Origin of the sequence: Streptomyces luteireticuli, assembly GCF_041519305.1 — a bacterium.
GTDB lineage: Bacteria > Actinomycetota > Actinomycetes > Streptomycetales > Streptomycetaceae > Streptomyces > Streptomyces luteireticuli.
On the sequence record NZ_CP167927.1, the window covers coordinates 1,851,316 to 1,864,801 of the forward strand.

At 74.7% G+C, this 13,486-nt stretch carries 16 protein-coding genes; 8 read left to right on the plus strand and 8 right to left on the minus strand.

Translation table 11 applies throughout. From position 1 onward, the window contains the following. Positions 1-107 precede the first annotated feature (107 nt). The 3 genes from AB8735_RS07535 to AB8735_RS07545 form a co-directional block, all read right to left on the minus strand. Positions 108-1,643, minus strand: coding sequence for a hypothetical protein (locus AB8735_RS07535; protein ID WP_344030043.1), 1,536 nt, complete (start codon positions 1,641-1,643; stop codon positions 108-110). A gap of 71 nt (positions 1,644-1,714) precedes the next feature. Continuing rightward, complete coding sequence (locus AB8735_RS07540) at positions 1,715-2,683, minus strand: DUF979 domain-containing protein (protein WP_372406231.1); 969 nt, start codon at positions 2,681-2,683, stop codon at positions 1,715-1,717. Then, positions 2,680-3,372 carry a 5-oxoproline transporter, DUF969 family subunit gene (locus tag AB8735_RS07545; RefSeq protein WP_372406232.1) on the minus strand — a complete coding sequence of 231 codons (693 nt, stop codon included), beginning with the start codon at positions 3,370-3,372 and terminating at the stop codon, positions 2,680-2,682. The genes AB8735_RS07540 and AB8735_RS07545 overlap by 4 nt, the downstream gene beginning before the upstream one ends. Positions 3,373-3,493: 121 nt before the next feature. On the opposite strand from AB8735_RS07545, the gene AB8735_RS07550 reads away from it, so the two are divergent. The 4 genes from AB8735_RS07550 to AB8735_RS07565 are packed head-to-tail and all read left to right on the plus strand — an operon-like array spanning position 3,494 to position 6,379. Continuing rightward, positions 3,494-4,138 carry a GntR family transcriptional regulator gene (locus tag AB8735_RS07550; protein ID WP_372406234.1) on the plus strand — a complete coding sequence of 215 codons (645 nt, stop codon included), beginning with the start codon at positions 3,494-3,496 and terminating at the stop codon, positions 4,136-4,138. Next, a complete protein-coding gene (locus AB8735_RS07555) occupies positions 4,135-4,893 on the plus strand; it encodes a 5-oxoprolinase subunit PxpA (protein WP_344030031.1) in 759 nt (252 codons plus the stop codon). The genes AB8735_RS07550 and AB8735_RS07555 overlap by 4 nt, the downstream gene beginning before the upstream one ends. After that, positions 4,890-5,516 carry an allophanate hydrolase subunit 1 gene (locus AB8735_RS07560; protein WP_372406237.1) on the plus strand — a complete coding sequence of 209 codons (627 nt, stop codon included), beginning with the start codon at positions 4,890-4,892 and terminating at the stop codon, positions 5,514-5,516. Before AB8735_RS07555 ends, AB8735_RS07560 begins: the two co-directional genes overlap by 4 nt. Further along, entirely contained in the window at positions 5,513-6,379 is an 867-nt protein-coding gene (locus AB8735_RS07565; protein ID WP_372406239.1) for a biotin-dependent carboxyltransferase family protein, read from the plus strand. The genes AB8735_RS07560 and AB8735_RS07565 overlap by 4 nt, the downstream gene beginning before the upstream one ends. A 17-nt stretch (positions 6,380-6,396) precedes the next feature. Here AB8735_RS07565 and AB8735_RS07570 read toward each other — a convergent pair whose 3' ends face one another. Beyond that, entirely contained in the window at positions 6,397-7,437 is a 1,041-nt protein-coding gene (locus tag AB8735_RS07570; RefSeq protein ID WP_372406240.1) for a glycosyltransferase, read from the minus strand. Positions 7,438-7,547: 110 nt separating this feature from the next. Continuing rightward, a complete protein-coding gene (locus AB8735_RS07575; RefSeq protein WP_344030018.1) occupies positions 7,548-7,754 on the minus strand; it encodes a hypothetical protein in 207 nt (68 codons plus the stop codon). Positions 7,755-7,988: 234 nt separating this feature from the next. Here AB8735_RS07575 and AB8735_RS07580 point away from each other — a divergent pair, with 234 nt between their 5' ends. Continuing rightward, the gene (locus AB8735_RS07580) at positions 7,989-8,426 is read left to right on the plus strand and encodes an SPW repeat protein (protein WP_344030015.1); all 438 of its coding nucleotides are present in this window, start codon (positions 7,989-7,991) and stop codon (positions 8,424-8,426) included. A gap of 31 nt (positions 8,427-8,457) precedes the next feature. Here AB8735_RS07580 and AB8735_RS07585 read toward each other — a convergent pair whose 3' ends face one another. Then, complete coding sequence (locus tag AB8735_RS07585; RefSeq protein WP_344030012.1) at positions 8,458-8,667, minus strand: hypothetical protein; 210 nt, start codon at positions 8,665-8,667, stop codon at positions 8,458-8,460. A 112-nt stretch (positions 8,668-8,779) separates the two neighbouring features. Next, positions 8,780-9,109: a hypothetical protein gene (locus AB8735_RS07590; RefSeq protein ID WP_344030009.1), complete on the minus strand. Its 330-nt coding sequence runs from the start codon at positions 9,107-9,109 to the stop codon at positions 8,780-8,782. Positions 9,110-9,370: 261 nt separating this feature from the next. Here AB8735_RS07590 and AB8735_RS07595 point away from each other — a divergent pair, with 261 nt between their 5' ends. Further along, positions 9,371-10,783 (plus strand): FtsW/RodA/SpoVE family cell cycle protein, encoded by a 1,413-nt coding sequence (locus tag AB8735_RS07595; RefSeq protein ID WP_372406243.1) that lies wholly within the window; start codon positions 9,371-9,373, stop codon positions 10,781-10,783. A gap of 81 nt (positions 10,784-10,864) precedes the next feature. Then, positions 10,865-12,415 carry an ATP-dependent DNA ligase gene (locus tag AB8735_RS07600; protein WP_372406246.1) on the plus strand — a complete coding sequence of 517 codons (1,551 nt, stop codon included), beginning with the start codon at positions 10,865-10,867 and terminating at the stop codon, positions 12,413-12,415. A 187-nt stretch (positions 12,416-12,602) separates the two neighbouring features. Here AB8735_RS07600 and AB8735_RS07605 read toward each other — a convergent pair whose 3' ends face one another. Then, entirely contained in the window at positions 12,603-13,016 is a 414-nt protein-coding gene (locus AB8735_RS07605) for an ankyrin repeat domain-containing protein (protein ID WP_344030004.1), read from the minus strand. A gap of 230 nt (positions 13,017-13,246) precedes the next feature. Here AB8735_RS07605 and AB8735_RS07610 point away from each other — a divergent pair, with 230 nt between their 5' ends. Further along, a complete protein-coding gene (locus AB8735_RS07610) occupies positions 13,247-13,441 on the plus strand; it encodes a hypothetical protein (RefSeq protein WP_004948848.1) in 195 nt (64 codons plus the stop codon). Positions 13,442-13,486 lie beyond the last annotated feature (45 nt).

The window sequence follows — 13,486 nt, forward strand, 5'->3', positions numbered from 1 at the left end:
GGCGCGAGATTCAGCCCGTCCGGCGCTTGAGGACGAACGCGGCGCAGCCGCGTTGCCCCGCGCGGCAGCGCGCGAGAAACGGTGAAAGGGCGGGGTAGGGGAAGCCACTACGCCCCCTCCGAACGATCCGCCGCCATCCCCGCCGCGTCCAGCAGCGCCGTCCCCACGATGAGGTCGGCGCCGCCGAACCCCGGGTCGTCGAGCGGCGTGCCATCGTCGACGGCGAACAGCAGCGAGGTCTCGCCCTGGCGGTAGGCCGTGCCCACGGCCGGACTCGCCGCGTGGACGGCCAGCAGCGCGACGAGGTACGGCAGTTCGGGGTCGCGCAGGCGCGCGTCCGCGAGCAGTCCGGACAGCCGGCGCGGCGCGTCCGCCGGCAGCGTCAGCAGCTCCATCGCGCTCGCGAGCTGCTCCTCGCTGAAGCGGCTGTCGTCCGGCGTCGCGATGAGGTCCGGCTCCGGCATCTCCGCGCCCAGGTGCTCCCGCTCGGCGGGCGGGGTCAGCAGCAGCTCGACGAGGTCGCCGACGCGCACGGACGCGGGGGTGCGCAGCCCCGCGCCCCGGGCGAAGAAGGCCTCCGTGACGCGTCCGGCCTGCTCCAGCGGCAGCGGCAGGACGGGGGCCAGCAGCTGCCCGTACAGATCGAGGCCCGACCGGGCGGCCGGGGTGGCGAACGCCTGCCGGTCCTGCTCGGCGCGGAACAGCGGCCCGGCCTCCAGCAGCCGGGACTGGAGCTGGGTGTGCCGGCGGATGCAGTCCTTGACGATGTCGACGAGCTCGGCGGCGCGCCGCTTGTGCTCGGGGTCGCTGCCGGAAGCCGCCTCGTCGCGCACCTTGCGGATGTTGGTGAGGATCGCGTTCTCGTGGCGGTAGCGGTCGGCGACGTGGTCGAGCGCCTCGGCGATCATGTCGGGGACGGCGTTCAGCCAGTCCACGGCGCGGACGTTGCGCCGGGTGGCGTCGAGGGTCTTGCGGAGGGTCTCCGCGTACTGGACGGTCCGGTAGCGGGCCTGCTCGGCGGCGAGCTGTGCGTCGGCGAGGCGGCCGCGGCTGACGAGGACCTCCAGCTTGACCTCGGCGGCGATCTGGGCGCTGGTGACGTCCGTGTCGAGCGCGCCGACCAGGACGTTGACGGCCTCGTCGGTGGCGCGCAGGAAGACCGTGCCGCCGGGGCCGGGGACCTCCTCGATCAGCTTGAAGTCGTAGTCGCGGCGGACGTAGGCGCCGTCGGTGCCGAAGGTGCCGTAGACGACGCGGAAGCCGCGGTCGGCGCTGCCGACGTTGATGAGGTTCTCCAGCACCCAGCGGGCGACGCGCTCGTGCTCGGACTGCGGGCGCCCGGGCGCCTGGGCGGCGACGCGGGGCAGGAGCCTGGTCACTATCTGCTCATGGTCGGCGCCGGTGTCGAAGTCCATGTTGAGCGTGACGAGGTCGATGGCGGCCAGGGCCACCTCCGCCATCGCGTACACCCCGTACTCGCCCGCGAGGTTGGCCTTGCGCGCGTCGAGGTCGTGCAGGGGCGCCGTGCAGGCGAGCGCGCGCAGTCGGCGGGCCAGGCCCTCGTCGGCGGCCGGGCCCGGGGCCGGCCGCGCGAGGGGACCGTTGAGCTGGGGCGGAACGGCCGCCGGGGCTGGAGATGTCACGTCGCACAGAGTAAGCGGTCGCACTGACATCGGCCGAAACGGCACGTTCCGCGGGCGCCGGGCCCGCCAACTCAGACGGCAAAAAGGAACATAATGGCCATATTGCATCCAAGAAGGATGAAAGCCGTGGGCAGTTGGGCCTTGATGGGACCGTACCGGTCGCCCAGCTCCAGCAGAGCCGCCGGAACGAGGTTGTAGTTGGCGGCCATCGGCGTCACCAGCGTCCCGCAGAAACCGGCGAGCATCCCCAGCGCGAGCACGGCCGGGGCGTTCCCGTGGGCCTGTTCGACCAGGACGGGCCAGCCGACGGCGGCCGTCATCACCGGGAAGGCGGCGAAGCCGTTGCCCATGACGACGGTGAACAGGAACATGCCCGCGCAGTAGACGACGACCGCGAGGAAGACCGAGCCGTCGGGCAGCACGGCCGCGGTGATCCTGCGGACCTGGTCGCCGACCCCGGCGGCGGCGAAGATCGCGCCGAGGGTGGCGAGCAGCTGGGGCAGGAGCACCGCCCAGCCCATCGACTCCAGCATCGAGCGGCCCGCGTGGAGCGGCGTGGCGAGCCGCTTCTCACGGAGCATCACCATGCCGACGACCAGGGCGACGACCGAGCCGATGCCGAGCCCGAGGACGGTCTCGCTGCCCTTCTGCAACAGCGGACCGCCGTCCCAGTGCACCTTCTTGAGGCCGACGGCACAGGCCAGGGCCACCGCCGGGACCGTCAGGGCGGGGACGAACAGCCGCCCGCCGAACCGCCGGGCGCCCGCCGCACGCCGTTCCGCCGCCCCCTCGGGCGGCGCGCCGCGGCCGGTGCGGCCGAAGCCCGCGAGGCCGGCCATGACGAGGACGGCGGCGCCCAGCGGTTCGGCCGGGGCGCGGTGGTCGGCCACCCACGTCCCGTAGATGAAGCCCAGGCCGAGCAGACCCCAGAAGAGGGCACTGCCGTGGCGCCTGGGGTTGGTGCGGTCGGTGAGCATCTGGGCGGCCAGCACCAGGAAGAGCCCGCCGACGAGCCAGTAGAACCACTCCGCCTTGATCACTTCACCGCCGCCTTCCGGTCCGCGGGCGGGGCGACGAGCAGCCCGCGGTCCAGCCTCAGCAGCCGCCACCCGTGCACGGCGAGGGCGCACACGGCCGTCGGTATCGCCCACAGCGCGAGCTCCAGCGGTTCGAGACGGGTGTGGTAAGTGGTGTTGACGAAGCCGGTGATGAGCAGGATGGAGCCGACCGCCAGGAAGACGTCCTCGCCGAAGAAGAAGCCGACATTGTCGGCGCTGGCGGCGAACGAGCGGATCCGTTCGCGGGCCTTGTCCGGCAGCGGGCCGTGTGCCCGTTCGGCCGCGGCCTCGGCCATCGGCGCGGCCAGCGGCCGCACGGTCTGGGCGTGCCCGAGGACCCCGCCCAGCCCGACGGCGGAGGTCAGCTGGCGCAGCAGCAGATAGAGGGCGAGGAAGCGGCCGGCGGTCAGGGAGGCGAAGCGGGCGACGAGCCTGCGGGCCTGCTCCTGGAGGCCGTGGTGTTCCAGCAGGCCGATGACGGGCAGGGTGACGGCGAAGATCGTCACGCCCCGGCTGCCGGCGAATCCGGTGCCGAAGGCGGCCAGCACCTCGCGCGGCGACAGGCCGCCGAGCAGGCCGGTGACGATGCCCGCCACACCGACGACGAGCAGGGGGTTGCGCCGCGCGGCGAACCCGGCCACGACCACGAGGACGCCCAGAAGTACGAGCATGCGCCCCGCCTTTCGCATCTCGGACCTCACTCGACCGGGTGAGGTGACTGGCGAGGAGGCTAGGATGTTGTTCAACAATCCTCAAGGGTTTGCGCCCGGTCACCTCTCCTGAGGAGATGTCATGACCCGTTCCACCGCGCAACGTCTCGCCGCCGCACTCCGCGAGCGGATCGAGCGCGGCGCCCTGCCGCCCGGGACCCAGCTCTCGGAGGAGGCGCTCAGCCTGGACCTCGGAGTCTCGCGCAACACCCTGCGCGAGGCGTTCCGCCTGCTGGTCCACGACAGCCTCGTCGAACACCAGGTCAACCGCGGGGTGTTCGTCCGCGTCCCCGGCCCCGACGACGTCACGGACATCTACCGGATGCGCGGCGCCCTGGAGACCGCCGGCGTGCGCGCCGCCGAACACGCGCCCCCCGCACTGCTCGATGCGGTGACCACGGCGGTGACGGAGGCCGAGTGGGCCGCCGACGACGGCGACTGGCCGGCGGTCGCCACCGCCGACCTGGCCTTCCACCGGGCGCTGGCCGGGCTCTGCGCCAGCCCGCGCGTCGACACCGCCATGGACCGGCTGCTCGCCGAACTGCGCCTGGCCTTCCACACGATGCCCTCGCCCCGCCGCTTCCACGAACCCTTCCTGGTCCGCAACCGCGCCATCGAACAGCTCCTGGCCAAGGGCGAGTACACCCGCGCCGAGGCCGAGCTGACCGCCTATCTGGACGACGCCCGGCGGCTCATCGTCGACACCATGCCGGAGGAGCGCCCGTGACCGTCCTCGACCTCAACGCCGATCTGGGCGAGGGCTTCGGGCGCTGGCGGCTGACCGACGACGAGGCCCTGCTCTCCGTCGTCACCAGCGCCAACGTCGCCTGCGGCTTCCACGCCGGCGACCCCTCGACCATGCGCCGCGTGTGCGAACTCGCCGCCGCGCGCGGGGTGCGCATAGGGGCCCAGGTCTCCTACCGCGACCTGGCCGGCTTCGGGCGGCGCGCCATGGATGTGCCCGCGGACGAGCTCGCGGACGAAATCACCTATCAGATAGGCGCGTTGCGCGTCTTCGCCCGCGCGGCCGGGACCGACGTGGCCTATGTGAAGCCGCACGGCGCCCTCTACAACCGCACCGTCGCCGACGCCGGGCAGGCCGCGGCCGTCGTGGCCGGCGTCCTCGCGGCCGGGGCCCCGCTGCCCGTCCTGGGCCTGCCCGGCTCACAGTTGCACGAGGCCGCCGGGCGGGCCGGACTGCCCGTCGTGGCCGAGGCGTTCGCCGACCGCGCCTACACCTCCCTCGGCACACTCGTCCCGCGTGGCACCGAGGGCGCCGTGATCACCGATCCCGACGCCGTGGTGGCCCGCTCGGTGCGCCTCGCCCGCGAGGCGTCCGTCACCACTCTGACCGGCGAGGACGTCACCGTCCGCGCCCGCTCGCTGTGCCTGCACGGCGACACGCCCGGCGCGGCGGCGCTCGCCCGGCGGGTGCGGGAGGCGCTGGAGTCCGCCGGGGTCCGGCTGGAGGCGTTCGCATGACCGCCGCGCCGCGTCCCCTGCGCGTGGGGCCGCACGCCCTGCTCATCGAGGTCGCGGACACCGCGGCGGCCCAGGCGCTCCACGCCGAACTGCTGCGCCGCCGGGAGGCGGGCGCGCTGCCGCCCGTGACGGAGATCGTCCCGGCCGCGCGCACCGTCCTGTTGGACGGCCTCGCCGATCCCGGTTCCTTCGCCGCCGAGATCGCGGCGTGGACCGTGCCTCCGCCGCCGCCCGCCGAGGGCGAACCGGCGGTCATCGGCGTGCACTACGACGGCGCCGACCTGGCCGAGGTCGCGGCCCTGTGGCAGGTCCCCGAGGAAGAGGTGGCGCGCGTCCACTCCTCGCTCGAATTCCGGGTCGCCTTCTGCGGGTTCGCGCCCGGCTTCGGCTATCTGACCGGCCTGCCGGAGGAGTTGCACGTGCCGCGCCGGGCCACTCCGCGCACCTCCGTGCCCGCCGGCTCGGTCGCGCTGGCCGGCGCGTACACCGGCGTCTACCCGCGCTCCTCCCCCGGCGGCTGGCTGCTCGTCGGCCGTACGGACGAGGTGATGTGGGACGCCGGGCGGGAACCGGCGGCGCTGCTGGTGCCGGGCCGCCGGGTGCGGTTCGAGGTGCTCCGGTGAACGCCCTGACGGTCGTCCGGGGAGGGGCGCTGACGACCGTGCAGGACCTGGGCCGTCCCGGCCACGCCCACCTCGGCGTCCCGCGCTCCGGCGCCCTCGACGGGCCCGCCCACCGGCTGGCCAACCGGCTCGTGGGGAACCCGGCCGGCCGCGCGACCCTGGAGACCACGGTCGACGGCTGTGCCGTGCGCGTCTCCTCACCGGTGACGGCGGCCGTGACCGGCGCCCCCGGCCCGGTCCGGGCGGACGGCCGTCCGGTCGCGTGGGGCACCCCGGTGCGGCTGCCCGCCGGCACCGTCCTCGACGTGGGGCCGGCGACCGCGGGGCTGCGCAGCTACGTCGCGTTCGCGGGCGGGGTGGACGTACCGCCCGTGCTCGGCAGCCGCTCGCGCGATCTGCTCTCCGGCCTCGGGCCCGAGCCGCTCGCCGACGGCGCGGTCCTCCCGCTGGGCGCTCCCTGCGGGCCGCCCGTCGCGGCGGACGCGGTCCCGTGGGCGGCACCGCCCGCCCGCGAACTCGTCCTGCCGCTCGTGCCCGGCCCCCGGGACGACTGGTTCGCCCCCGGGGCACGGGCCGCCCTCGCGGCCGGCCGCTTCCGGGTCTCGCCGGCGAGCAACCGCATCGGCCTGCGCCTGGAGGGTCCCACGCTGGAACGCCGGCCGGGCACCGGCGAACTCCCCAGCGAAGGAATGGTGCTGGGCGCGGTACAGGTCCCGCCGGACGGGCGCCCGGTGGTCTTCCTGGCCGACCATCCGACGACGGGCGGGTATCCGGTGATCGGCGTGGTCGCGGAGGAGGCGCTGGCGGGGGCGGCGCAGGCGGGGCCGGGGGTGCGGGTGCGGTTCGTGGTGGCGCGGGGGTGACACGGCCGGGGGCCGTGTCACCCCACGGACACCCCCACCACCTCCCCGTAATACCCCAGCAGTTGATCCCCCACCACCTCCCACGTCCGCCCCGCCACCAACTCCCGCCCCGCCAACCCGAATTCCGCCCGCCGCCTCCGGCCCGACTCCAGCGTCAGGACCGCGTCGCGCAGCGCCTGTGCGTCGCCATGGCGCACGAGCAGGCCGGTGCGGCCGTGACGGACGGGGTCGCAGGGATCGCCGGTCGCGGGGGCGATCACCGGTACGCCGCTGGCCAGCGCCTCACGGACGCCCAGGGAAGAGGCCCGCGGCGGTCCGGGATGGACGAAGACGTCCAAGGAGGCGTGGATCCGGGCGAGTTCGTCCCCCGTACGGCAGCCGAGGAAGCGCGCCCCCGGCAGCAGCCCGCGCAGCGCCGCCGCGTACGGGCCGTCGCCGGCGATCACCAGCCGCACGCCGGGCAGCGCACAGACCGGTGCCAGCAGGTCCAGCCGCTTCTCGGCGGCGAGCCGGCCGACGTAACCGACGATCAGCTCCCCGCCGGGCGCCAGCGCACGGCGCAGTTCGAGGTCGCGGCGGCGGGGGTGGAACCGCTCGGGGTCCACCCCGGGCGGCCACGGCCGCACCCGCGGCACTCCGCACTCGGCCAGGGCGCGGGCCGCCGCGGGGGACGGCGCCAGGGTCCGGTCGGCGGTCCGGCGCCCGCCCTCGGCGGGGCCCGCGGGGACGGTCCGCCGGACGGCCACCACGGGCACGCCGAGCCGGCCGCCCGCCGCCACGCCGCGCGCCCTCAGCGCATCGGACCCCGTCACGTGCACGAGGTCGGGGCGGTGCGCGGCGAGCGCCCTCGCGAGGCGCCGGCCGCCCGGCCAGACCGGTGCGGGCAGCCGCACGACCGCCGCGACGACGTCGCTCCGGCACCGGACCCGGCGGCGCGCGGGCGCCAGGACGAGCGGTTCGTGACCGTGCCGCTCCAGGTGCCGGACGGTCTGCCAGGCCCAGTGGGCGGCGCCGTCGATGTCGGGCGGAAACGATTCGGTGACGATGGCGACACGCATATCGCTGTTGTCCACAGCGGGGGCGTGGCGCGGGCCACGGGGATCTTTCCGCCCGGGGAACGTCGCATGAGCGTTGGGGCGGCCCCTCGGAACCGTCCCCGGCCGCGCGGTCAGTCGATGCCGCGGACGATGTGCGGTTCGTCGTCCTCGTCGCCGAAGGCGCGGAAGGCGTCGAAGACGTCGACGCCGTCGGGCACATGGGGTCCGGGCTCGCCGCGCGCCGGGGCCCGGAGGGCGGGCGCGGGGCCGGCCGGCCCGTCACCGGGGCCCGGTAAGCGCTCCGGCAGGAGTTCTTCCTGTGCTGCGGGCTGTTCCATGAGGTGGTACCTCCCCCTGACGAGCCGTGCGGTGTCGTTCCGGGGACACGGGCCGGGTACGGCACCGGCCCCTGGAAGAACACCCTTCCCCGCACACCCGTCCGGTACGCCCTCGACGCCTCGCACGTCATCAGATCGGACCATTCACCCCATTCAGGTGAATTAAGGCTCAATGAGGTTAAAATACAAGAGGTCCGACTCTCCTGTTCCCCGTGTGGAAAGAAGGTGGCCGACGTGACCGCCCCAACGTCACCCCGGATCGAGCACCACCCGGACATCATGGCCCTCCGCGCCCATTCGGAGGAGACGACGGCGCTCCCCGCCGCCCAGGCCGTCGAGGCGCTCGCCCTGCTGTGCGGCGTCTACCTGGCCGCCTCCGCCTGGATCGTGGGCTTCAACGGAGCGACCACCCTGACCGCGAACAACCTCATCACCGGAATCGCCTTCGCCCTCCTGGCCGGTGGCTTCGGCTCCGCCTACGAGCGCACGCACTCCATGAGCTGGGCCGCACTGGGCGTGGGCGTCTGGACGATCGTCTCGCCCTGGGTCGTGGCCGGCCACTCCTTCGGCACGGCCGCCACCGTCAGCAACGTCATCGTGGGCGCCGTCTGCTGCGTGACCGCGCTCGCCCTGGCGGGACTGGGCGTGGACCGGGCCCGGACCCGGCGCTGACGGGGCGCCCCCGCGCCGCCCGCCGCGCGCGTCAGCGCGGGCGGACCGCCGCGGGTCCCTCGTCGGCCGGGCCGGGAACGACGGTCCCCGCGGCGGCTCCGGCCGCCGCGGGCTCGTCCGGGCCGACGGCGGCCCAGCCGGACCGGTCCGCCCCCTCGCCGAGCGCCCGGCGCGCTCGCTTGCGGAGCTGCGAGTCCATGTCACGGCGGATCCGTCCGATGATCTCATCCATGTCGGGCATGCGGGCGAGAGTAGATCATCGGACCCCAACACCGCATGGGATCACGGGCATTCACCCGTGGGGATGACGGAAGGATCACGGAGGACGACGGAGGGCCGGCACCGACGGGCCGTCAGCCGCCCTGCGCCCCGACGAGCACCCCGGCCCCGCTCCGCGCGTACCAGCGGTCGCCGCGCTGCTCCGCCAGCCCCTGCCCGGCGAGCCCGGCGACGTGCTTGAGGATGGTGCGCGGCTGGTAGCCGACCGCGGCGCACAGGTCCTCGACGGACGCGCCTCCCGCCCCGTAGGAGCACAGGCCGTCCCAGGTCCTGGCCGTGTGCCGGCCCAGGTCGGGGGCGACGGTCCGCTCCGGCTCGGGGCGGGTGCGCGGGCGGGACGGGCCGACCGGCCTCGGGGTGCGGTTGACCCTGCGGTGCCTGCGGCCCTTCTGGCGCTTGCTCATGAACCACTCTCCTGTTCCGGTGTGCAGCGGGGCGCGTTGCCGTGAGGTCAACTCACCGCACCCCCGGGCGGTTACGGACCTCACCTTCGGCGGTCGCGCCATGACGCACCGCTACCACGGAGTGCCGGACAACAGTCCTCCATGTCGGATATGTGACGCTGGTGGCGTGCAGATATCGAATGTCGAGGATGAGACGAGACGCACCGGATTGCCGAGAAATCTTGAACCGGCCCGGGTTTTCCATGGCCGGAGCCGATCAACATGACGGGTGTGACCGTGGAACCCGTGCGCACGCAGGACGACGGCGGCGAGGCGCCCGTCCCGCCCCCCGCGGCCCGCGGACGGCGCCGTCTGCGGGAGGCCGTGCTGCTCTGCCTCGCCGTCCTGATCAGCACGTTCGGCTACCTCTACGCGGGGCTGGCGACCACCGGGGAGATCCCGCCGCAGCTCGCGGGCTTCGCGGGGAGCATGGTCTGCCTCGCCCTGGTCCCGCACCTGGTGCTGCGCCGCTGGGCGCCCGACGCCGACCCGCTGATCCTGCCCCTGGCGACCCTGCTGTCGGGCATCGGGCTGGTGCTGCTGTTCCGGCTGGACTTCGCCTACGCCAAGCGGTACGAGTCCCCCGGCACCGCCTCCGGCCAGCTGCTGTGGACCGTCATCGGCGTCGCCGTCTGCGTGGGCGTCCTGCTGGTGCTCCGGGACCACCGGCGGCTCCAGCGCTACATCTATCTGACGATGGCCGTGGCCCTGGTGCTGCTGATGGCGCCCGCGGCCTTCCCCGGGGACACCTACGGCGCCAAGCGGTGGATCTTCCTCGGGCCGCTGTCGTTCCAGCCCGGCGAGTTCGTCAAGACCATGATCGCGGTCTTCTTCGCCGGCTACCTGGTCACCCACCGCGACGCCCTCGCCCTCACCGGACGCAAGGTCCTCGGCGTCCGCCTCCCGCCCGGCCGGCAGCTCGCCCCCATCCTCGCGGTGTGGGTGCTGAGCCTGATGGTCCTGATCCTGGAGCGCGACCTCGGCACCTCGCTGATCTTCTTCGGGCTGTTCGTGGTGATGCTCTACGCGGCCACCGAGCGCACCAGCTGGGTCGTCTGCGGCCTGCTGATGGCCGCCGTCGGGGCCGCCGCCGTCGGTTCGACCGAGCCGCACGTCAAGGGGCGCATCGTCGCCTGGCTGCACCCCTTCGACATCTACCTGCCCAAGGGACAGCGGCCCCCGGGCCTGATCTCCGACCAGGCCGCGCAGGCCCTCTTCGGCTTCGGCAGCGGCGGGGTGACGGGCACGGGCCTGGGCCGGGGCCACCCCGAGCTGATCGGCTTCGCGGGCCGCAGCGACTTCATCCTCACCACCGTCGGCGAGGAGCTGGGGCTCGCCGGGGTGATGGCGATCCTGCTGCTCTACGCGCTGCTCGTCCAGCGCGGTCTGAGCGTGGCGCTGCGCTCGCGCGACCCGTTCGGCAAGCTGCTCGCCGTGGGCCTCGCGGCGGCGCTGGCGCTCCAGGTCTTCGTGGTGGCCGGCGGTGTGCTCGGGCTGATCCCGCTGACCGGCAAGGCCCTGCCCTTCCTCGCCAAGGGCGGCTCCTCGCTGGTGGCCAACTGGCTCATGGTCGCCCTGCTGCTCAGGATCAGCGACGCGGCGGGGCGCGAACGGGCGCCCGCGCGCCCGGAGTAGCCCGGGGCGGTGCCGGCCGCCTCGCACCGCTGCGCCCCTCCGGGGGCGGCACAGGGCGTGAGCCCGGTGCACCATAAAAGCGTGCTGCTGGACGCTCTGGCCCGGGTCTCCGCGGAGGTCGCCGCGGTGCGCTCGCGGACGGCCAAGACGGAGCTGCTGGCCGGGCTGTTCCGGCAGGCCGAGCCCGCGGAGGCACCGCTCGTCGTCTCGTACCTGGCGGGGCGGCTCCCGCAGCGCCGGACCGGCGTCGGCTGGCGCACCCTGCAGGACCCGCCCGCCCCGGCGGCCGTCCCCTCGCTGACCGTCCCCGACGTGGACGCCGCGCTCACCGCCCTCGCGGCGGTGGGCGGGCAGGGCGCCCAGGCGGAGCGCAAGCGCCTGGTCGACGCGCTGCTGGCCCGCGCCACGGAGCGCGAGCAGCGCTTCCTGCTCCGGCTCATCGGCGGCGAGCTGCGCCAGGGCGCCCTGGACGCGCTGGCCGTCGAGGGCGTGGCGGCCGCCACGGGCGCGGACCCGGACGAGGTGCGGCGCGCGGTGATGCTCGGCGGCTCGCCGGGCGCCGTCGCCCGGGAGCTGCTGGCGCACGGGCCGGCGGCGCTGACGGCCTTCCGGCTCCGGGTGGGGCGCCCGGTGCTGCCGATGCTCGCGCAGACGGCCGAGGACGTGGACGAGGCGCTGGACCGGCTGGGGCCGTGCGCGGTGGAGGAGAAGCTGGACGGCGTCCGCGTCCAGGTGCACCGGGACGGCGCGGACGTGACCGTCCACACCCGCACCCTGGACGACATCACCGCCCGCCTGCCCGAAGTGACCGCCGCGGCCGCCGCGTTGCCCGTCTCCTCCGTCGTCCTCGACGGCGAGGTGATCGCCCTGGACGCCGACGGGCGGCCGCACCCGTTCCAGGAGGTCGCCGGGCGGGTCGGTTCCCGCTCCGGCACCGGGCTGCCCCTCTCGCCGGTCTTCTTCGACGTCCTGGCCGTGGACGGGCGCGAGCTGCTCGGCCTGACGACGGCGGAGCGGCACGCGGAACTGGCCCGGATCGTCCCGGAACCGCTGCGCGTCCGGCGCCTCGCCGTCCCCGACCCCGCGGACCCCGCCGCCCGCGCGGCGGCCCGGGAGTTCGCGGCGGAGGTGCTGCGCCGCGGTCACGAGGGCGTGGTCGTCAAGGCCCTGGACGCGCCGTACACGGCGGGCCGGCGGGGCGCCTCCTGGCTGAAGGCCAAGCCCGTCCACACGCTGGACCTGGTGGTCCTGGCCGCCGAGTGGGGCCATGGCCGCCGCACCGGCCGGCTCTCCAACCTGCACCTGGGCGCGCGGCGTCCGGACGGCACGTTCGCCATGCTCGGCAAGACGTTCAAGGGCCTGACGGACGCGGTGCTGGAGTGGCAGACGCGGCGGCTGCGGGAGCTGGCGGTGAGCGACGACGGGTGGGTGGTGCGGGTGCGGCCGGAGCTGGTGGTGGAGATCGCGTACGACGGCCTGCAGCGGTCGTCGCGGTATCCGGCGGGGGTGGCGCTGCGGTTCGCGCGGGTGGTGCGCTACCGGGAGGACAAGCGTCCGGAGGAGGCGGACACGGTGGACGCGGCGCTGGCGTCCGCGGGGTGGGGCTCTCCCCCGCCCCACCCCCTCCCCTGACCGGGGCACCGCCCCGGGCGCCGCGTCGGCGGACGGGGCGGGCGTGACGCACGGCAGGTGACCGCGGGGGCCACGGCGGCGGCACGGACGACGCGACGTCAAGTAGTGGTGCGCATGGGGGAGTTGAGGTCGGCCGGACGCAAGAGGCTTCCGCGTCCCCGTCAAGTCCCCCTTTTCCTGCCTCCGGTCACTTCCCCGCGAACAGCTCCAGCAGGTCCTGGCGCCCGAACATGCCGGCCGTCTCGACCGCCGACGGCGTGCCCGCGGCCGGGTCCGCGCCGTGCTCCAGGAGCAGCCGGACCACCTCGTCCTCGGACTTGAACACGGCACCGGCCAGCGGCGTCTGGCCGCGGTCGTTGGCCCGGTTCGGATCGGCGTCGCGGGCCAGCAGGACCTCGACGGTGTGCGGATGGCCGTGGTACGCGGCGAGCATCAGCAGGGTGTCGCCCCGGTCGTTGGTGAGGTTGACCGGAACTCCGGCGTCCACATAGGCGGCGAGGGTGTCGGTGTCGCCGTGGCGCGCCAGGTCGAAGACCTTGGCCGCGAGCTGGAGCACCTCGGGGTCGTGGGCGGGCTCGGTCTCGGGGGTGGGCTCGGGCATGGGCTGCGTCCTCGGGGATCGGTCGGTCGGTTCCTGTCGTTCCGGCCCCACCCTACGTAGCGCCGCCGCGTGACGGACACGCCCCGGGGAGGCGGGCCGGGTCCGACCGGGTGACCCGGGCGGCGCGTCACTCGTGTGCCTCTTCCCGGATGTCGGGGTTCCTGCTTGCTGTGACTCTGGAGGGACCCATGGTGACCGTGGTGACCGCCCCACCAGTCAGGAGACCCTCCATGATCCTCTCCATCTCCGGCGTCGTGCTGCTGGGCATCGTCGTATTCCTGTTCTTCCGCAAGGACGGGCTGAAGGCGTCCCACGCGCTCGTCTGCGCCCTGTTCGGCTTCTACCTCGCGGGCACGGCCATCGCTCCCAGCATCAAGGCGGGCGGCGCCAGCCTGGCGGGGCTGCTCGGCGGCCTGAGGTTCTGACGGCCTCGGAGCCGCACCTCGGGGTCCGCACCAACGTCGTCCACA

Excerpts from the sequence above, each read along its gene's own strand:
- AB8735_RS07545 (WP_372406232.1), bottom strand. The coding sequence starts at position 3,372 with ATGCTCGTACTTCTGGGCGTCCTCGTGGTCGTGGCCGGGTTCGCCGCG.
- AB8735_RS07550 (WP_372406234.1), top strand. The coding sequence starts at position 3,494 with ATGACCCGTTCCACCGCGCAACGTCTCGCCGCCGCACTCCGCGAGCGG.
- AB8735_RS07560 (WP_372406237.1), top strand. The coding sequence starts at position 4,890 with ATGACCGCCGCGCCGCGTCCCCTGCGCGTGGGGCCGCACGCCCTGCTC.
- AB8735_RS07570 (WP_372406240.1), bottom strand. The coding sequence starts at position 7,437 with ATGCGTGTCGCCATCGTCACCGAATCGTTTCCGCCCGACATCGACGGC.
- AB8735_RS07575 (WP_344030018.1), bottom strand. The coding sequence starts at position 7,754 with ATGGAACAGCCCGCAGCACAGGAAGAACTCCTGCCGGAGCGCTTACCG.
- AB8735_RS07585 (WP_344030012.1), bottom strand. The coding sequence starts at position 8,667 with ATGCCCGACATGGATGAGATCATCGGACGGATCCGCCGTGACATGGAC.
- AB8735_RS07590 (WP_344030009.1), bottom strand. The coding sequence starts at position 9,109 with ATGAGCAAGCGCCAGAAGGGCCGCAGGCACCGCAGGGTCAACCGCACC.
- AB8735_RS07595 (WP_372406243.1), top strand. The coding sequence starts at position 9,371 with ATGACGGGTGTGACCGTGGAACCCGTGCGCACGCAGGACGACGGCGGC.
- AB8735_RS07605 (WP_344030004.1), bottom strand. The coding sequence starts at position 13,016 with ATGCCCGAGCCCACCCCCGAGACCGAGCCCGCCCACGACCCCGAGGTG.
- AB8735_RS07610 (WP_004948848.1), top strand. The coding sequence starts at position 13,247 with ATGATCCTCTCCATCTCCGGCGTCGTGCTGCTGGGCATCGTCGTATTC.